Consider the following 18,872-nt stretch of genomic DNA (forward strand, 5'->3'; position numbering starts at 1 on the left):
TTCCAAGGAAAAAACGGCCTGATAGGAGGATGCCAATGGAGATCGATCCGAAGCGGATCACGATCGGGTTCGTCGGGACGGGAACGATTACGGAAGCGGTCGTCACCGGACTGTGCAAAACAGAGTTTCGCGACACCCCGATCATAGTGTCGCCTCGTAACGAAAGCATTGCCGCCCCCCTTGCGGCGGCGAACCGGAACGTGTCGATCGCTTCAGGCAACCAGGATGTCCTCGACCGATCCGACCTCGTATTCGTGGCGGTGAGGCCGCAGATTGCCGAGGAAGTCGTCCGTGAACTCCGATTTCGGCCGAGCCACCATGTGATCAGCTTCGTCGCAGCCACGCCACTCGATCGACTGCTGGCGTGGATCGGTCAGCCTGTTAGGGTGAGCCAGGCCATTCCGCTTCCGTTCGTCGCCGATCTCCAGGGCGCGACCGCTATCCATCCGCCGGACGAGGTTTCAAACGCTGTCTTCTCGGCGCTCGGCACGGCGGTTCAGGTTGAAAGCAAACGAGAATTCGATCTTCTCGCTGTGGCGAGCGCCATGATGGGCACCTATTTCGGCATCCTGGACGCGACGGCGAACTGGCTGGATAGCCAGGGTCTTCCGAGGGCCGCCGGCGACGCCTACCTCCGTCAGCTGTTCTCCGGTCTCGACCATGCCGCTCGATCAAGGCCAACCGCGAGCTTTGAAGACCTCATCGGCGAGCATTCGACCAAGGGCGGGTTGAACGAACAGGTATTGCAGGACTTTCGCGATTTCGGCGGGACCGCGGCGCTGCAGAAGGGCCTTGATCGCGTTCTTACGCGCATTCGTCCCGTAGAAAGCAAGCTCTCCTGAAGTCCGAACGAGGGTGCGTTGGCCTTGCTCGATCTGCACAGGGTCTGTTTCCCTGGGCCGTTGCGTGTCACAGGCAATGCGAACGCTTGCTATATCTCTCGCGATATCCTCAGCGCTTTATCGTCGATGCTCTGGCACCCGACGTGGACCATAGATAAGTGTGATTATGAGCAAGATAATCGTTATCGGCAGCGTCAATCACGACCGGGTCTGGACGTTGAACGGGCCGCTCAGGTCCGGCAGCCGTCTGTCCTTTGCCAAGCGCACGGTAATGATCGGCGGTGGCGGATTTTATACTGCAAGCCAGCTTTTGCGCCTCGGCGAAGAGGTGGTGATCGTCACCAGGTTGATGGATGATGAACTCGGCCATGCAGCGCTCAAAGAACTCGGGACCATGGGCTTCGATGTCCGCTTCGTCGCGATGCATTCCGGTGAGACGGCGCTGGCTGAAATCCTCCTTGAACCAAACGGTGAGCGCACAATCATTGCCGATGCCGGTCGGCCAGGAATAGCTCTTTCAGCGCGTGAAAGGATCGCGGGAAATGCGGCATATATCAATGCCTTGCTTCTCGACGAGACATTGCTTTCCAGTCTTGATCATATTCCTTTGGTCATATCGCAACTTCCGCTTCGTCCTGCAGTGTCTCGTCCGGCGGATATCGTCATTACGTCGAGGACGGATGTCGCCGGCAAGGAGATGGATGCCGTCTGGGAGCAGGCTCGGGAAATCGCCGGAACCCGTTTGCGGACGCTTGTATTGACCGACGGACCTCGTCCTATTTCGCTCTACGATGGACAAAGCCTCACACACGTCGAACCGCCAACCAAGATCGACGTCGTCAACACGCTCGGCGCCGGCGATAGCTTCGCCGGATGCTTCGTTTCAGAGTTGCTTCGCGGCAAAGGTCTTCCGGCTGCCGCCACTGAGGCGAGCCGGCTCACTGCTGAATGGCTGAGCCAGAGAGACGCTTCCGCCTGACGCGCGTATCAGGGGCCGGCGCCGAAAAAGGCGAGCCGGGTCAGCAGCGTATATTGCGATTCCGATACCATCAGCGCCACGAAGACCAATACAATGATCGGGGGGAGGAGGATGGCATATATCAGCGCCAGCCGCTCCCATGCCATATGCATGAAAATCGCGACGATGAGCCCGGCTTTGAGGATCATGAACACGATGATCAGGAACCATCTCGGGTAACCCTGGATGCCGAGATAGTCGACCAGATAGGAGCATGTGCTGAGGACGAAGAGCAGGCCCCATACCACGAGATAAAGTTTTATCGGGTGATGCTGGTCTGTTTGTGCGTGCGGCTGCGACATGGTGCTCTCCTCACCAGAGATAGAAGAACGCGAAAATAAAGACCCAGACCAGATCGACGAAGTGCCAGTAGAGCCCGGTGATCTCCACCACTTCGTAGTTGCCTTTCCGGCTGGTGAAGAAGCCACGCCTCTGCTGTTCGAAATCTCCTCGCCAGACTTTCCGGGCAATGACGAGGAGGAAGATCACGCCGATCGTGACATGGGTGCCGTGAAAGCCGGTGATCATGAAGAAGGACGAGCCGAACTGCGCGGCTCCCCAGGGATTCCCCCAGGGACGGACGCCTTCGCGGATTAACTTGGTCCATTCGAAGGCCTGCATGCAAACGAAGGTCGCTCCAAGTGCGGCTGTCGCGAGCATCAACGCGGCGGTCTTGCGCCGGTCATGACGGTAGCCAAAATTGACGGCCATGGCCATCGTTCCGCTGCTGCTGATGAGAACGAATGTCATGATGGCGATCAATATCAGGGGAACTTGGGTACCCCCGATCGTCAGGGCAAAGACCTCGCTTGGATTGGGCCACGGAACGACGGTCGACATCCGCGCCGTCATGTAGGCAAGCAGAAAACAGCCGAAGACAAAGGTGTCGCTGAGGAGGAAGATCCACATCATGGCCTTACCCCAGGAGACGTTCTTGAACGCCCGCTGATCCGAGGACAGATCGGCCGCGACGCCCTGCAGTCCCCGGGGGCGGGGGAGGGGCGTGTCAGTCTGTGTCTCCAGTGATTGCTCCATCATCGAAACTCCTCAGGTGACCACCAATTGGCGGCAGAGATAGGCGAAGCTGTTGGCCCATCCGGCAAAAAGCGCGAACATAACGAGCCAGATGATGAGCATGACATGCCAATAGGTGGCGCACAGGTCCACGCTGAGACGCATCTTCGACCATGTGAAATTGCTTCGGGCGCGGACCGTCGCGCGTCCCAGCACGAAAAGCCCGCCGATGATGTGCAGGCCATGAATTCCGGTGATCATGTAAAAGAAGCTGTTTGCGGGGTTATCGGCAAGCACATAGCCAGCCGACACGAGCTGCCACCACACGAGAAGCTGGCCGAGAAGGAACAGAAAACCCGTTCCGAACGCCATAGCCAACGCGGTGTTGAGGGTCTCGCCGAGGCTGAACCTGGCCTCGGCTTTCGCCCATTCCATCGATGCGCCGTTAACCAGGAGAACTGCCGTGTTGACCCATAGCAAAGGCGGCACGGGCATTCCCCACCAGTCGGCGCTGCCCATGCGTGTAAGGTAGGCGCTGATAAGCAGGGTAAACAGCGCACAGACGACAGCGAGAAAAATGCCAAGACCGATCTTGGCGGTCGGTAAAGGGGATCGCTGGATATCGGGCAAATCGCCAGCACGCTCGGTCTCCAGCCAGGGTTTGGACGTCAGCCGCTGTCTTGCCAGCCACCAGCCGACGATGCCAAAGATGCCCGCGAGGAAGACGAGGATCGCGCTCATGCCGCGGCACCCCTTGCCGTTGCGCTTGAAGGTGGCTGGTTCTGCGGTATGAAGTCCTCGGGCGCACCCGGAACGCTGTAGTCGTAAGGCCAGCGATAGACGATGGGCAGCTCCTTGCCCCAGTTTCCGTGAACGGGCGGCGTTTGCGGCGTCTGCCATTCCAGCGTCGTCGCGCACCAGGGGTTGCCGCCGGATGCTTTGCCCCGGAACAGGCTCCAGCCCAGATTGAACAGGAACAATATTTGTGCCGCGCCGACGATCAGGGCGGCAACCGTAATGAACTCGTTCAGCGTATGCGCCGATGGCGGAATGAAGGCGGTCTCGCCCAGTTCGTAATAGCGGCGGGGCACGCCCAGCAGGCCGAGATAGTGCATGGGAAAGAAGATTGCATAGGCGCCGAGGAAGGTGATCCAATAGTGGATATGGCCCATCGTCACATTCAGCATGCGACCCGTCACTTTGGGATACCAGTGATGGATCGCGCCGAACACGACCATGATCGGCGCCACGCCCATGACCATGTGGAAATGCGCGACGACGAACATCGTGTCTGATAGCGGCACGTCGACGACGACATTGCCGAGAAAGAGCCCGGTGAGGCCTCCATTGACGAAGGTGACGATGAAGGCGAGTGCGAAGAGCATCGGCAGCGTCAGATGGATATCGCCGCGCCAGAGGGTGAGCACCCAGTTATAGACCTTGATCGCAGTCGGGATCGCGATGATGAGGGTGGTGGTCGCAAAAAAGAACCCAAAGTTCGGATTCATGCCGCTGACATACATATGGTGCGCCCAGACAATGAAGCTTAGCGCCGCAATGATGAGGATCGCCCAGACCATCATCCGGTAGCCGAAAATATTCTTGCGGGCATGGGTGCTGATCAGATCGGAAACGATGCCGAAAGCGGGCAGGGCGACGATGTACACTTCGGGATGTCCGAAGAACCAGAACAGGTGCTGGAAGAGAATGGGACTGCCGCCACCCTGCTTCAACTGTTCGCCCATTTCGACAATTGCGGGCATGAAGAAACTGGTGCCCAGCAGCCGGTCGAACAGCATCATCACGGCGGCGACGAAGAGTGCCGGGAAGGCAAGGAGCGCCATGACTGTTGCGGTGAATATGCCCCACACGGTCAAGGGCATGCGCATCAGCGTCATACCGCGGGCGCGCCCCTGAAGCACTGTGACAACATAGTTCAGGCCGCCCATGGTGAAGCCGATGATGAACAGGATCAGCGAGGAAAGCATCAGAATGATGCCCCAGTCGCGTCCGCCGGGCGTGCCGGATAAAAGCGCCTGCGGCGGATAGAGCGTCCAGCCGGCGCCCGTCGGTCCGCCGGGAGCAAAAAAGCCGGCGACAAGCACCAGTACAGCCAGCAGATAGAGCCAATAGCTCAGCATGTTCGCATAGGGAAAGACCATGTCGCGCGCGCCGAGCATCAGCGGGATGAGATAGTTGCCGAACCCGCCCAGAAACAGCGCTGTCAGCAAATAGATCACCATGATCATGCCGTGCATGGTGATGAACTGATAATAATGTTCCGCATCGATAAAGGAGAAAGAGCCGGGAAATCCGAGCTGCAGCCGCATCAGCCACGACAGAACGAGTGCCACCATGCCGATCGCAATGGCGGTCATGGCATATTGGATGGCGATGATCTTGGCATCCTGGCTGAAGACATATTTCGTCCACCAGCTCTTCGGGTGATAAAGTTCCACATCCTCAACTTCGGCAGGTGGGATCGCTTCCCCAACGCCCGATCGAATGTCGACCATGCTGCATCCTCCCTATTCCCTACGGCACGCCTTTCATTTCTGACCGCCTCATCCTCACTTCGACGGCAGATTTTCTATTGATGCTAAGGATTGCGAAAATGTCGGCTGTTGCTGCAGCCAGGTCCGGTAGGCGTCGTCGTCATCGATGACCACCGTTCCGCGCATTTGCGGATGGCCGACGCCACACAATTCTGCACAGAGGACTTCGAAAGTTCCCGTTCGTGTCGGCGTGAACCAATAGTAGGTGACGGTGCCGGGGATCATGTCCATCTTGGCCCGAAATTCGGGAACGTAGAAATCATGGAGAACGTCGATCGAGCGCAGCAGAACCTCGACCGGCTTGCCGATTGGCAGATGCAACTCGCCTCCTGAAATGACGACGTCATCGAGGGAAGCCGGATCATTTCGGTCAACACCAAGCGGATTGTCGGACGTGACGTTGCGCGTCTCTGCCCGACCGAGCCGGCCATCCGCCCCCGGCAAGCGGAAGCTCCACTGCCATTGCTGACCGACGACTTCCACCTTGCTGGCATTGGCAGGGACGGTAACGAACTGGCTCCATACGAAAAGGCCGGGCGTCAGCATTGCCGAGACACCAAGCGCGGTTCCGCCGGCAAGCCACCACTCCAAGCGCTTGTTTTCGGGTTGATAGGCAGCCGTTGATCCCGGCCGATGCCTGAAGCGCCAGACGCAATAGGCCATGAAGGATATGACCGCCGCAAAGACGAAGCCGGTAATCCAGAATGTTATGACGATGGTATTGTCGATGTAGCTCCAGTTCGACGCTATCGGTGTCCACCACCACGGACTAAGCAGGTGGAAGACGATTGATCCCACCACGACAAGTACAAGAATCAGCACGACAATCATGCGCTGCCCCCTGACCGCGACCCGGCGGTGGACATATCCACAATCTGTCGGAGAAGCTTATTAGTATTATCTCACACAAAGCCTGAGCGGACAATTAGGGGATGAAAACAGTCCGGCAGCGAAGCTTGTGGGATTTCGCCCTCTATTTGGAATATTGCTTCAGATAGGCGATGAGATTGGTGATCTCGGTATCGTCCTTCAGACCGACGAAGGTCATCTTCGTTCCCTTAACCTTAGTCTTGGGATCATGAAGGTAATCGCGTAGCTCTGTTTCACTCCACACCAGTCCACCCTTGCCTGCCTGTTGCATCGCCGGCGAATAGCTGAAGTCAGGGTGCGTGCCGGCCGTCCTGCCGAATAGACCGTTCAGTGATGGCCCGATCTTGTTCTTGTCCGTATCGGCGATATGGCAGATGGCGCATTTCTTGAAGACGACGGCACCGGCTGAAACATCTCCTTCCTGAGCCACTGCGCAGTAAGGCGAAAGACTTACAATAAACAGGCTGATCAAAGCAAAACGGTTCCACATGGCAACTCTCCTCTCCAAAAGGCTGCCCTGAACGAAGCTGAATTCCATTTTATACATGAAAGACGAGTATAATTCCATTCACCGTTTAACAGACGGCGCGATATGGTGCGTTGCGAAAACAGGACCGGCATCTCTTTTCGAGAACGAGCCGCCGTTCTATTCAATTTTTACTGAAGGTGGACATTGCGCGGGGAGGAACAGGCGGGACTTGCGACCGCGCATTTCGCAGTCGCAAGTCCGATTTTTCAGGAAGCGCAGCTCTTCCTATATCGGAGATCACTCGGCGACGCGCTCCATTTTCCCGACCAGGAAAATGTATGAAAACGCCGCGATGATCGCCAGCAAGGAACACATTGCTAATGCTGCCCCGAAACCGCCTGCCTGGACGAGATAGCCGATCGCGATCGGGATGATCACGCCGGAGAGCCCGCCGAAGAGGTTGAAGACCCCGCCGGTCAGGCCGATCAGGCGCTCCGGAGCAAGAGCGGAGACAGAGAAACAGAATGATGAGTTCCGGAGCATCGACGAATTGCGCGCCAATGATCAGCACCGATAGGGCGATGCCGACAAGCACTGGAATTTTGCGCGAAGCACCGAGCGTAAAGCCCCGACGAAGCAGAGCGTCGGAAAAGAAACCGGACACGAGCACCCCCGCGAACCCGGCGAGAAACGGTATCGATGCGGCCTTGATGAAATCAAGGTGTCGATATTGAACCAGATAGGTCGGAAACCAGGTCAGGAAAAAATTCGCTGATGCCAGGTAGCAGAACTGGCCGATATAGATGCCCCAGAGCTTCTTGCGGCTGAGTACGATGGCAAGATCGTGCCAGGAAAAGGCATCGCGCTTGGACTGCTGTGCGGCAAGGCGCGTGCTGAGGTCAGGAATGCCGCCGCCCTCGGCGATAAGATCGCGTTCGGCCTGATTGGTGCCGCGAAAGCGATCCGGATCACGATAGACAAGTGCCCATATCGCAGCGACCGCAAGGCCAAGCACGCCGGTGAAGACGAAGACCGACCGCCAGCCGTAGCCAGCCTCCATCCAGACCAATAGCGGCGTGAGAAAGCCAAGTCCGACATATTGGGCCGAGGTGTAGATGCCGATCGTGCTGGCGCGCTCCCGCTCCGGAAACCAGGTGGTCACGATACGGTTGTTCATGATGTATGCCGACCATGCCCTTTGATTCCATGCGCTGAGCGTTGCTCTTCTGCGGATTGGTCCAGTCGTCGGCGGCCGCATCGAAGGTGCCGTTGACGACGCCGACGACGCCGAGTTCATGGCTGCCGGAGAAAGGCGTCTTGGAGAAGAAGGTGGAAGGATCGATGCCTGATTTCTTCATGAAGTAGAGCGGCACGGCATAGCCGGAGGTCGAGTTCGGGTCGGCCCAGGCAAGTACCTTGCCCCTCAGGTCGTCGATCTTCTGGTACGGGCTGTCAGCCTTGACGACGATGACCGAGTGATAGCCGGTCGAGCCGAAATTGTCTTCGCTGGTGGCAACGGCGGTGATGTTGTTGCCCATGACCTTGCGACCGAGCGCGTAGTTGGCGGCGCCGATCGTGGCGAACTGGATCTTGTTGGAGTGCAGCGCTTCGAAGACGGCGGCGTAGTCCGTGCCCCAGATGACATGGACGGGAACGCCGAGCTTCTTCGTCATATAGGCAGCGAAGGCATCGTAGCGGGCAACCGCATCGCGCTCGTTTTCCGAGCTCGAAATGCCGAAATTGAGTTCCTTGAACTGGTCATGCCAATCGGCTTTAGCAGGAACGGCGCCGATCATCAGGGCGCCGGCCAGGAATGCCGCGACCGTGGCGCGGCGGGTGATATTGGACGTCATTGAAAAACTCCATACATTTTAATATTTTACTGGACATATGACGGGCGGGTGCCCGTCAAGCTGTGGCGAGCGGTTCCGTCCAGACCGGGTGGGTCTGGGGACGCCCGAATTGACCGGAGGTGAGACGTTCGTCGACCGGTGCGCCGCCATCCTCTCCATAGATCCGTTGCAATATGTCGTTGGTCAGAGCTTCCGGCGCTCCGTCGAAGACGACGGAGCCCTTGGCGAGACCGATGATGCGGGTGCAATAGGTGCGGGCGGCATCGAGCGTGTGCAGATTGCAGATGACGGTGATGCCGTCTTCGCGATTGATCGTCTTCAGTGCCTCCATGACGAGACGCGCATTGTGCGGGTCGAGCGAAGCGATCGGCTCGTCGGCAAGAACGATGTCAGGCATCTGCACGAGCGCGCGGGCGATCGCTACACGCTGTTGCTGGCCACCGGACAGCGTATCGGCGCGCTGCAGGGCGTGCGGGAGCAGGTTGAGGCGATCGAGCGCCTTGGCCGCCATCGTACGCTCCTCAGCGGAAAACTGCTTGAAGAGGATCGGCAGGGTTCCGCTTGACGCAACGCGGCCGACGAGCACGTTGGTGAGCACGTCGAGGCGGTTCACCAGATTGAATTGCTGGAAGATCATGGCGCAGCGCGCACGCCACAGCCGAAGATCCCGACCCCTCAATTCGCTCACGCGCTTGCCGTCGAATTCGATCGTGCCTTCGCTCGGATCGATCAACCGATTGATAATCCGCAGCAATGTCGATTTGCCCGCGCCCGAGCGTCCGATGACGCCGATGATTTGACCCTTGTCTATGTCGAGATCGATACCGTTGACCGCTATAGATGAGCCAAAACGTTTCGTTACAGCGCTGAGTTTCAGCATGCTGTCTCCAATCTTATCGTACCTATCACCAAGAAGATTCGCGCGAGAAGCGAACATATATGCTTGGTGGTATGGTCATAAAAATGATTTATTCTGCAAAAGCACAGGTTTTTATTTCGGATGGGTCCGTTTGTACATACTGATGTGTTATCTTATACTTAGAAACGTGACATTTGTATTACGCGTTGGATTTTTGGATGCCGTGCGACGCATCGGCAGGCGCCTGCGCAGGCGTCGTATCGGCGCTTTAGCAGGACAAACTATCTTTAGAGGAGGGTTTTTTGAGCGGAAGTCGGCGCTGTTGCGCAGCCTGGCAGCCCATCTGATTTGGGCTTTGTCTCGGCTTCATGGCGCGTGACAACGCGCGAGAAGTCCATCATGGCTCGGATGGACTTCTCGCAATCTCGGATCCCGATCGCAGCCGGGTATGATCGCTTTGCGGAGCGTTATGCGGCGGCTACGCGTCGCGATGGGTTACCGCTTGACTGCCCGGCGAACACTGTAGGCGAGGATCGCGAGACAACCGACCAGGAGGAGAAGACCGCCGATCAGCGGAGGCAATGCAGCCAGCTTGATTGCGGCTGTTACGGCCAAAATCAGGATCACTGCCAATGCGGCAAGGCTGCCGTCATCGATGAACATGCCGATCAGTTCGGAAATTGCGATACGAATGACACTCATTTGGCGGCCTTTGCTGTAGATGTCTGGCTGGCGTTGCGCATGCTGCGGATGATGGCGTAGGACGCAGCGGCCACGACGGCGAAGATTGCGATGAGGGCGAGATCGGCACCTGGCCAATCCGCTCCCAATCCTTCTCCCGTCCAGAAAATCCCGAAACTCGTCAGCATGAGACCGACAACGAATTTCAGCGTGTTCTCGGGCACTGTCGCAAGCGGACGGTGGACCAAAAGGCCGATCAGCATGACGAGGATGAAAGCGGCCAAAGCACCGAGGCTGGCATAGAAGGTCAGGCCATGGGCGCCGCCGACCGCGATGACGATAAATACGACCTCGACCCCTTCGAGCAGCACTGCCTTGAACGAGGCAATGCCGGCAAGATAGTCCGCGCGGCTATGCCCCGCCTGCTGCCGCAAGGCGGCCGTCTCTTTCGAAAAGGCGGCATCCTCATCGTGGAGCGCAATGACGCCGAGTGAACGCAAGATCGCTTTGCGCAGCCAGCGCATGCCGAACAGGATCAGCAGAACGCCGACGACGAATTGCAGCGTGGTTATCGGCACCAATGCCAGCAGCGGGCCGAAAACAACCACCAGCGCGGCAAGCACGGCGAGCGCAAGAGCCGCTCCCGTCAGTGCCGGGCGCCAGCTTCTGGTGATCCCGACGGCAAGGACGATGGTGAAGGCTTCGACCACTTCGACGAAGGAGCCGAGAAAGGACGCCGTGACGGTCGATAGAATGGGGGTGAGATTGTTCAATGCAATGGTCCTGGATTCAACTGAAAGACGTTAAGCGGCGAGCACGACGCAGCGTTCGGGCGGGAGGGAGAAGGTCAGCGGCGCTCCAGCGGGCATCGCCTGCGGCCAATCGAGCTTGATGCGGTGCGGCCCGATATCGAGTATCAGACGCCAGCAACGTCCCTGAAACGCCGAGGACTGAACGATACCCTGAACGCTGTTGTCAGGGAAGGCATCGCGGGGGCGAGCGTCTTCGGGGCGAACGACCAGAAGCGCATTGCCATTGTGGGCGCCGGATGTCCGCAACGGTTCGTTCGACGCATTCTCGATCTTGAACTGGCCGTTGCTGGCCTGACCGGGCACGATCGAAAAGCCGCCGATGAAGCTTGCCACGAAGGCATCAGCGGGTGTCTCATAAATGGCCTGAGGTGTGTCGAGCTGGGCAATGACCCCTGATCGCATGACCGCGATGCGGTCGGACACCGCCATGGCCTCCGCCTGATCGTGGGTGACATAAACGGCCGTGATCGCTTCCCGGCGCACCAGCTCCATCATTTCGACGCGCATATCTTCCCGCAGGGCTGCATCGAGATTGCTGAGAGGTTCGTCAAACAGCATCAGTGCCGGCCGCGCCGCCAGGCAGCGAGCGATGGCAACACGCTGCTGCTGGCCGCCGGAAAGCTCGGCCGGATAGCGATTGCGATAGGGGGCAAGCCGCGTAACCTCCAATGCATGCTCCGCCCGCATCGTCTGCTCGGCGTCGGACAGCCGCTGCGATTGAAGGCCGAAGGTCAGGTTCTGCGAAACGGTCATGTGCGGCCAGAGCGCATAATCCTGGAAGACCATGCCGACGCGGCGCTTTTCCGGGGGAACGACTGATCTGTCGCTCCAGACAACGGTGTCGTCGAATTTCACCAGGCCGCTATCGGGATTGATCAGGCCGGCGATGATCCGCAACAATGTCGTCTTGCCCGAGCCGCTGGCTCCAAGCAATGACACGACTTCACCCGCATTGATCTTCAGATGCAGGTTGCGAAGCACCGGCGCGCCCCCAAGGCTCTTGTTGATGCCGACGCAATCCAGGGAAGCGGTCATGAGTGGCTCCTTCCGGCGATGAGGCGATGGTTCTTCGGTTGAAAGCGCCGCGCGACCATCCAGATCAACGAAGCGCTGCCGCCGGCAAAGATCATGGCGAGCAGCGCGATCGCGCATGCAAGCCCGTCCTGGTCGTGGCTGAACAATTTCAGAATGAGCGTCGGCGCGACCGGGCCGTTGAGCGGTATGAGCATCTGTGACATCGGCAGCTCGAATACAGTGCGAATGAACGTCAGCAGGAAAGCCGTCACCGTGCTCAGGAAGATCAACGGCACCGTTATTGCCCGCAGGCGACGAAATGCACCAACCCCCTGCAGGCGGGCCGCATCGGTCAGGCTCAGGGCGAGCTGGCCGATGGCCGACAGGATCACGACAAGACAATAGGGCAGGGCGGCGGCGACGTAACCTGTTACGAGCAGGGAGCCATCGCCATAGTGCGGGAAGGGCCAATCCCTGAAGCCGGGCAGCCGGTTCCAGACGAGTATGTAGCCGAAGCCGAGGACAATGCCGGGGATGGCAACGGCGCCGAGCGACAGGCCGACGGCGATCGTTCGCATCACGGAATTGGCTTTGTCCAGTCGCACACAGAGGAGAAGGGCCAGGCAAGTCGAGATTGCCGCCGCCAGACCTGCGTATCCGAGGCTGCGCAATAGTCCCGCATGCGCTGGCGTGTCCGAAGCCAAGGCCGCACGGACATTTTCCAACGTGAAATTATCCCAGCCGAGCCCAAGACCCAGGGTCTGGCTTAGCGCGCGTATCGAAACGGCAATAATCGGCAAGAACAGTGCAAGGAAGACGACCGCCAGGCCTGCCCCGGCAGCGAGCCATCGAAAGGCGCCGAGCTCGTAACGACGAACAGGCCGGCCGCGCCCTGTGATCAGGCGTGGGTCCGCCCTGCGTCGCAAAAGACGATCGGCCATGACGACCAGAAGAACCAATGTCAGAAGGATAAGCGCCTGCGCCCCGGCGGATGCAAAGTCGACGGGGTAGTCGCTGGTTGCGGAATATATCCCATAGGTCAGGACGCCGAAATTCGAGGTCCTGGCGATGGTTGACGCCAGGCCGAAATCCGACAGGACTTCCGCGAAGGTGGCGATAATGCTGAGGGCGATGGCCGGTGCCAGCAAAGGACCATTAACCCTAAGCCATATCGTGGAGGGCGACGCGCCCGCGAGCCGTGCGGCGTCTTCGAGTTCACTGCCGAGCCCGGTCAGAGCACTTGATATGATGAAGCTGGCGAGCGGGAAGAGACCGAGCGTATGAACGAAAACAAGACCCGCGATACTGAAAAAAGCTTCGCTCCATCCTGAGGGCAGCAAGCCGATTTGCACAAGGTAGCCGCCGGGCGACATCAGCAAGACCCATGCAAGCGCCTTCAGATAGGAGGGCGTCAGGAACACCAGCCAGGGCGCGGCGCCGATGAGCCCACGCAAGGGGATATTGCATCGCTGGATGAGAACCGCAAACGCGCCGCCAAGTGCGGTGGTCGTGATCGCGACAGTTGCGGCAAGCTCCAGCGAATTCAGGATCGATTGCACGATGCGCGGCGAGGCAAAGGCTCTTTCCAGCGGTCCGAGGCTGAAAACCGCACTCGCAGTTTGGATATCGAACAGTTTCGGCATGATCGCCTGGACCAGCACGAGGGATAGCGGAAGCCCGATCAGCAACAGGAAGACGGTATAGATCGCAACGGGCGCGGCAAGCCCGCCGATCCGAGCGAAGATCCGCCCCGGCAAAAGCCGCCCGATGCCGGCGCCGCGAACTGATGTCGCGGCGCTTCCGAAGTTCTGGAGAACTGTCATCTTTGACACTGTTCAATCACGGGACAAAGTGATCCTTATACCATTGCTTCCATTCCGCCTCGTGGCTGGAAGCCACCTTGTCGTCCAGCCTGATGAAGGCGATGTCTGCCGGACGGCCCGGCTTGCCCTTGACGCCGACGATTAGCGGCATGAAGTAGAAATCCGTATCCTTGCCATCCTGCATCGCAGCCTGGCCCTCGGCGCTCGTCACGAAATCGATGAACTTGCGGGCCGCGTCCATATGCTGCGTCTTGGCGCTGATGCCCAGGCCCTGCGGCAGTGCGATCGAGCCTTCGCTCGGATAGACCGCCTTGACCGGTTCGCCGCTGGCAATCTTGGAGAAAATCGCGCTGTCCTGATTGATGCCGACCGAAGCCTTTCCGGTCAGAACCGCAGCATTGACCTTGCCGCCGCTCGACAGGCCGGATTGAGACTTGTTGGTCAGGACTTTGGCCAGAAGATCCTTGCCCGTATCGAGACCGTTGGTCTGGAAGAACCCTGCCAGCCACTGATAGGCCGGGCCGGAAAGATTTGGATCCTTGGCGGCGACTTCGCCCGCGAAATTCTTCAGGTCGGCCCAAGACTTGGGGGTCTTGTCGTCTGCAACCTTCTTAGTGTTGACTTCGATCGCCGTGGTGCTGGCGCCGGTCGGAAGGAAAGCATGGCTCGTCGGTATCAGCGACTTGCCGAAATCCGTGAAGGCTGCCTTGTCGATGAGGTCGGCGGGAACCGGCTGCAGAATATGATCTGCTGTCATGCGCTCCATGACCGCCGATCCGTCGAGCCAGACGATATCGAATTGCGGGTTGTCACCCTCGGCTGCAATCTTGCCCAATACTTCGCCGGTGCTGCCGGGCTCGACAACGTCAACCTTCAGCCCGGTCTTGGCTTCGAATGCCTTTGCGACCTTGCCGCTGAAATCCAGCGCATCGTAAAGTACGAGATCAGCCGAAAATGCCGGGGCCGAGAACGACGTAATCGCCGCGCTCAACGCAAGCATAGTGATAGATTTATTTAGCATCTCCGCTCTCCATTATTTAAATTTTCAGGATTATGACAATTTTATACTAAAACATTACTTTAAACTATTTGTGTCAGTTCGGTGTTTTCTGAAGCTTTTTCTTCCTGGTTCCTCTTTTGGCCCAGGCCTTGTCGATGGAACCACGCAAAGCACTCAGTCGATCAAGGCTGTCGAAGGCTGCCTCAGGAGATCGTCCGGCAAGGGCAATGATCATGGCCTCGAGGAGCACCATGGTGCCGCCATGCATGGCGAGATGGTCGGCCTTGCCGCGAGGGACAGGCAGGATCTCCGCGACCTTATCGGCGACGAAGGGGCCGAGATTGTCGCTGATCAGGACAACAGGCAAGGAGAGGCGGCCGGCGACCTCAAGCACGACCTCGACCTCACGATAAAGAGGCGCGTAGGCCATCATCAAAATCGCGTCATCCGGGCCAAGGTTCAACAGATGGTCCGCGAGCGCTATGCCTGGGGAGGAAAGCGCATTGGTCGGAAGGCCAATTCGGTTGAACTGCAGAGTGGCGTAGTCCGCCATCGAACCCGAAGGGCCGATGCCAAAGACATGGCGGCGCTTGGCCTTTGCCAATATGTCGACGGCGCGCTCGAAGCCTTCGGCGATACTCGGCCGCCGCAGGACATCGAGAACACTCTCATGAATTCCGATGACATGCTGTAGCGCGCCGCCGCCGTCTCCATGCGTTGCAGCCAATGTTCGAGCCAGGCGATTTCCAGGCGATGCGCTGCCGGTCAGCTCCGACAGGAGTGCTGCGCGAAGTGTGGAGAGACTTTCGAAGCCAAGTGCTCGCGCGGTACGCACGACTGTCGCATCGCTTACGCCCGCAAGCTCCGCGATCTGCGCGGCAGATCCCAGAAGTGCCGCCTGCTTCTGATCGATGAAAAACTGTGCGACCCGCTGCTCCGCTGGCTTCAGTTCGCTCATCACGCTGTGCACGCGCTGTTCGAATGTCGTTGCCTGCCGCTCGGTGTTGTCGACCACGCTCAAATTCCTGTCTGTAGTAGCTGCTACCAAGATCACAATTAGGTAGTAAATATTGCATGCGCATGACAGCCGGGCGAATGGCATCACAAAACCGACACCATTCTCAAGCGGCGAGCGACCGAGGTTTTGATCTGATAGTGCGGAACCATCCGCCCGATTGCTGACAGGCACCTGAAAATGTGCCTACGCGATAGAGCCGCACCACTATCTCGGGCTGGTGGGGGCAGGAATCGACGTCTTCCGTCGGCCACGAAATTTGTTAGCCCATGTCATATTTCTTGCGTCGAAAAATCATAGCTTGGGTCGCAGATCTTAACGACGTCAATACCTTATCGACCCCGGTCAGATGACTTGGGCCGCTGCAGATGGATTGTGCCAAACAGGGTTTCCGATAGCGCTTCGTCACGCCGCAGAATTTGAGCTGCTGCATCCGAGCGAACGGGAACGACGCTGGGTTGAATCGGCAGCGATGGCATTCGGACTGGCATGATAATCAAAATCCATTGATTAGAGGAGAATATCGTGGACGAGATGACCAACGTCGATGCAGTGCAGAAGCATCTTCAACTTCACGATTTCAACTCGGTTCCCTTCGTCGGGCGCGCCGATGCGATGTTTGAGCGCCATCTGCTATCCGACGCCCTGGTGGTGCCAGAGACTGCCTACAAGCGGCAGCACTTCGAGGCCGTGGCGCGATCCGTGCGCGACATCCTGGCGCAGCGCTGGATCAAGACCCAGCAGACCTACGATCAGGAAAATCCCAAGCGCGTCTACTACATGTCGATGGAATTCCTGATCGGCCGATCGCTGACCAACAACCTCGTAAACCTTATGCTCCATCCCTTCATCGAGCAAACCGCCCTGCAGAACAATCTGGATTGGTTGGGGCTGATGGAACAGGAGCCCGATGCCGGGCTTGGCAATGGTGGCCTCGGACGGCTGGCGGCATGTTTCCTCGATTCGATGGCGACGATGGAACTCCCGGCGATGGGTTACGGGCTGCGCTACGAGTACGGCATGTTTCGGCAATCGATCGAGGGTGGCTGGCAGCGCGAACAGCCGGATAACTGGCTGCGCCGCCAGGACCCATGGGAGATTTCACGCCGCAGTGAAGCCGTCGAGATCAAGCTGGGCTGCACCTTCGAGATGCATCAGGGCAATCTGCGGATTGTCGGCAATCGCCCCTCGACATTGATCGGCGTCCCCTATGACCGGCCGATCATGGGTTTCGGCGCAAAGACCATCAACAGCCTGCGGCTCTGGAGCGCCACCGCTCCGGATTCTTTCGACTTCCAGGAATTCAGCTCCGGGGACTTCGTTGGCGCGCTGGTTGGCAGCATTGCAGCCCAAACGCTGACCCGTGTCCTTTATCCTGATGATTCCACCGAGATGGGGCAGGGGCTGCGCTTTGCGCAGGAGTATTTCCTGGTCGCCTGCTCGCTGGCCGACCTCGTCCGTCGCTTCCGCCGCGACAACGTCGATTGGAACCGGCTGCCGGAAAAGATCGCCATCCAGCTCAACGATACCCATCCCGCCCTGGCAGTGCCCGAACTGATGCGCATCCTCCTCGATGAAGCGCAGCTTGGCTGGGAACATGCGTGGGACCTTACGCGGCGCACGCTTGCCTACACCAACCATACGCTGCTGCCCGAAGCCCTCGAGAAATGGCCGTTGCACTATTTCCAGCAGATGCTGCCACGTCAGCTTGAGATTATCTACGAGATCAACAGGCGCTTCCTCGACGACGTGCGCAACCGCTATCCCGGCGATGAGGCAATTGTCGAGCGGGTAAGTTTGATCCAGGAGGGCGCGGAAGACAAAGTTCGCATGGCCAATCTGGCCATTGTCGGCTCGCACAGCACCAACGGGGTTGCGGCTATCCATTCAGGCCTGCTGCGCACGACCACGGTCCGCGACCTCGCCGACATATTCCCGCAGCGCTTCAACAACAAGACGAACGGCGTCACGCCGCGTCGGTGGTTGCTGCTTGCCAATCCGGACCTGTCGCGCGTCATCTCCGACGCAATCGGCGATGGCTGGATGACCGATTTCGAAAAGATCGCCGCGTTGAAGCCAATCGCCGAAGACGCGGCATTCCGCAATGCCTTCCTGAAGGCAAAACGCGATTCAAAGGCAAAGTTCGCAGACTGGCTGCAGCAAACCTCTGGTCAGTCGGTCGATCCCGACAGCATATTCGATTGCCATATCAAGCGGATACATGAATACAAGCGGCAGCTGCTGAATGCGCTGAGGGTCATCGTGCTCTACAACAGACTGCGCGAGAACCCGCAACTCGATGTCACGCCCCGCACTTTCTTCTTTGCGGGCAAGGCAGCGCCGGCCTACAAAGTGGCAAAGCAGATCATCAAGTTCGTCAACAACCTTGCGATCAAGATCGACAGCGATCCCGTCATCCGCGACAGGATCAAGGTCGTCTTCCTCCCGGAATATTGCGTTTCGCTCGCCGAGCGGCTGATCCCCGCCGCCGACGTCTCCAACCAGATCTCGACAGCGGGCTTCGAAGCCAGCGGCACCAGCAACATGAAGTTCATGATGAATGGCGCATTCACCATCGGAACGCGGGATGGCGCGACGATCGAGATGGCGGAAGAGGCGGGAGAAGAAAACTTCTACCTGTTCGGCCTGACGGCTGACCAGGTCGCCGAAAGCCGTGGCTGGTACAATCCGTACTGGCACTATGAAAACGAGCCGGAGACGCGACAGGCTCTGGACCTGATTGCCAGCGGCTATTTCAATGAGGACGAGCGAGGCGCGTTCACCTCACTGCACGACGTTCTGTTGAAGAACGGCGATCGCTACATGCACCTTGCGGATCTTACTTCCTATCTGGAGGCAGATCAGGCGCTCTTTGAACTCTACGGGGATCGCAATGCATGGGCGCGGAAGGCGATCCTGAATGTCGCAGGCTCCGGGAAGTTCTCGAGCGACCGTGCAATCGCGCAATACGCCTCCGAAATCTGGCAGGTAAAGCCCTGCCCGGTGCGCTGACATCTCGGTGCGATATAGTCGCTTAGCGGCTAAAT

17 protein-coding genes and 1 pseudogene are annotated in these 18,872 nt (G+C 58.6%); 3 read left to right on the plus strand and 15 right to left on the minus strand.

All coding sequences use genetic code 11. From position 1 onward, the window contains the following. Window positions 1-35 precede the first annotated feature (35 nt). Both DTW90_RS21180 and DTW90_RS21185 read left to right on the plus strand, forming a co-directional pair. Window positions 36-842, plus strand: a complete 807-nt coding sequence (locus DTW90_RS21180) for a pyrroline-5-carboxylate reductase (protein ID WP_149340716.1) — start codon at window positions 36-38, stop codon at window positions 840-842. A 166-nt stretch (window positions 843-1,008) separates the two neighbouring features. Then, complete coding sequence (locus tag DTW90_RS21185; RefSeq protein ID WP_149340717.1) at window positions 1,009-1,821, plus strand: PfkB family carbohydrate kinase; 813 nt, start codon at window positions 1,009-1,011, stop codon at window positions 1,819-1,821. An 8-nt stretch (window positions 1,822-1,829) separates the two neighbouring features. On the opposite strand, the gene DTW90_RS21190 is transcribed toward DTW90_RS21185, so the two are convergent. The 15 genes and pseudogenes from DTW90_RS21190 to DTW90_RS21260 all read right to left on the minus strand — a co-directional run bounded on the left by DTW90_RS21190 (window position 1,830) and on the right by DTW90_RS21260 (window position 15,825). After that, window positions 1,830-2,162, minus strand: coding sequence for a cytochrome C oxidase subunit IV family protein (locus DTW90_RS21190; RefSeq protein WP_149340719.1), 333 nt, complete (start codon window positions 2,160-2,162; stop codon window positions 1,830-1,832). Window positions 2,163-2,172: 10 nt separating this feature from the next. Next, window positions 2,173-2,895: a heme-copper oxidase subunit III family protein gene (locus tag DTW90_RS21195; protein WP_149340767.1), complete on the minus strand. Its 723-nt coding sequence runs from the start codon at window positions 2,893-2,895 to the stop codon at window positions 2,173-2,175. A 12-nt stretch (window positions 2,896-2,907) separates the two neighbouring features. Further along, window positions 2,908-3,615 carry a cytochrome c oxidase subunit 3 gene (locus tag DTW90_RS21200; RefSeq protein WP_149340720.1) on the minus strand — a complete coding sequence of 236 codons (708 nt, stop codon included), beginning with the start codon at window positions 3,613-3,615 and terminating at the stop codon, window positions 2,908-2,910. Then, complete coding sequence (locus DTW90_RS21205; protein ID WP_149340721.1) at window positions 3,612-5,390, minus strand: cbb3-type cytochrome c oxidase subunit I; 1,779 nt, start codon at window positions 5,388-5,390, stop codon at window positions 3,612-3,614. Before DTW90_RS21205 ends, DTW90_RS21200 begins: the two co-directional genes overlap by 4 nt. A 54-nt stretch (window positions 5,391-5,444) precedes the next feature. Further along, on the minus strand, window positions 5,445-6,260 hold the full coding sequence (locus DTW90_RS21210; protein ID WP_132523444.1) for a cytochrome c oxidase subunit II: 816 nt from the start codon (window positions 6,258-6,260) through the stop codon (window positions 5,445-5,447). Window positions 6,261-6,402: 142 nt separating this feature from the next. Next, a complete protein-coding gene (locus DTW90_RS21215) occupies window positions 6,403-6,789 on the minus strand; it encodes a cytochrome c family protein (protein WP_149340723.1) in 387 nt (128 codons plus the stop codon). Between the two features lie 160 nt (window positions 6,790-6,949). Further along, the gene (locus DTW90_RS21220; protein ID WP_207910549.1) at window positions 6,950-7,945 is read right to left on the minus strand and encodes an MFS transporter; all 996 of its coding nucleotides are present in this window, start codon (window positions 7,943-7,945) and stop codon (window positions 6,950-6,952) included. A 34-nt stretch (window positions 7,946-7,979) separates the two neighbouring features. Further along, a pseudogene (gene phnD, locus DTW90_RS37630) lies at window positions 7,980-8,621 on the minus strand (phosphate/phosphite/phosphonate ABC transporter substrate-binding protein); the annotation flags it as partial. A gap of 55 nt (window positions 8,622-8,676) precedes the next feature. Further along, complete coding sequence (gene phnC / locus DTW90_RS21230; protein ID WP_132523442.1) at window positions 8,677-9,501, minus strand: phosphonate ABC transporter ATP-binding protein; 825 nt, start codon at window positions 9,499-9,501, stop codon at window positions 8,677-8,679. A gap of 474 nt (window positions 9,502-9,975) precedes the next feature. Then, window positions 9,976-10,182, minus strand: coding sequence for a hypothetical protein (locus tag DTW90_RS21235; RefSeq protein ID WP_132523441.1), 207 nt, complete (start codon window positions 10,180-10,182; stop codon window positions 9,976-9,978). Continuing rightward, window positions 10,179-10,934, minus strand: a complete 756-nt coding sequence (locus DTW90_RS21240; RefSeq protein ID WP_149340726.1) for a COG4280 domain-containing protein — start codon at window positions 10,932-10,934, stop codon at window positions 10,179-10,181. The genes DTW90_RS21235 and DTW90_RS21240 overlap by 4 nt, the downstream gene beginning before the upstream one ends. 30 nt (window positions 10,935-10,964) lie before the next feature. After that, window positions 10,965-12,008, minus strand: a complete 1,044-nt coding sequence (locus tag DTW90_RS21245; protein WP_188080003.1) for an ABC transporter ATP-binding protein — start codon at window positions 12,006-12,008, stop codon at window positions 10,965-10,967. After that, window positions 12,005-13,810 (minus strand): ABC transporter permease subunit, encoded by a 1,806-nt coding sequence (locus tag DTW90_RS21250; RefSeq protein WP_246664999.1) that lies wholly within the window; start codon window positions 13,808-13,810, stop codon window positions 12,005-12,007. Before DTW90_RS21250 ends, DTW90_RS21245 begins: the two co-directional genes overlap by 4 nt. Window positions 13,811-13,826: 16 nt before the next feature. Further along, complete coding sequence (locus tag DTW90_RS21255; RefSeq protein WP_149340731.1) at window positions 13,827-14,831, minus strand: extracellular solute-binding protein; 1,005 nt, start codon at window positions 14,829-14,831, stop codon at window positions 13,827-13,829. Window positions 14,832-14,904: 73 nt separating this feature from the next. Next, entirely contained in the window at window positions 14,905-15,825 is a 921-nt protein-coding gene (locus tag DTW90_RS21260) for a MurR/RpiR family transcriptional regulator (protein WP_245512696.1), read from the minus strand. A gap of 534 nt (window positions 15,826-16,359) precedes the next feature. Between DTW90_RS21260 and DTW90_RS21265 the strand changes: the two genes are divergently transcribed. After that, window positions 16,360-18,837 (plus strand): glycogen/starch/alpha-glucan phosphorylase, encoded by a 2,478-nt coding sequence (locus tag DTW90_RS21265; protein WP_149340770.1) that lies wholly within the window; start codon window positions 16,360-16,362, stop codon window positions 18,835-18,837. The last annotated feature ends 35 nt before the right edge of the window (window positions 18,838-18,872 follow it).

Source organism: Neorhizobium sp. P12A (genome assembly GCF_008365395.1).
Classification (GTDB): domain Bacteria; phylum Pseudomonadota; class Alphaproteobacteria; order Rhizobiales; family Rhizobiaceae; genus Rhizobium.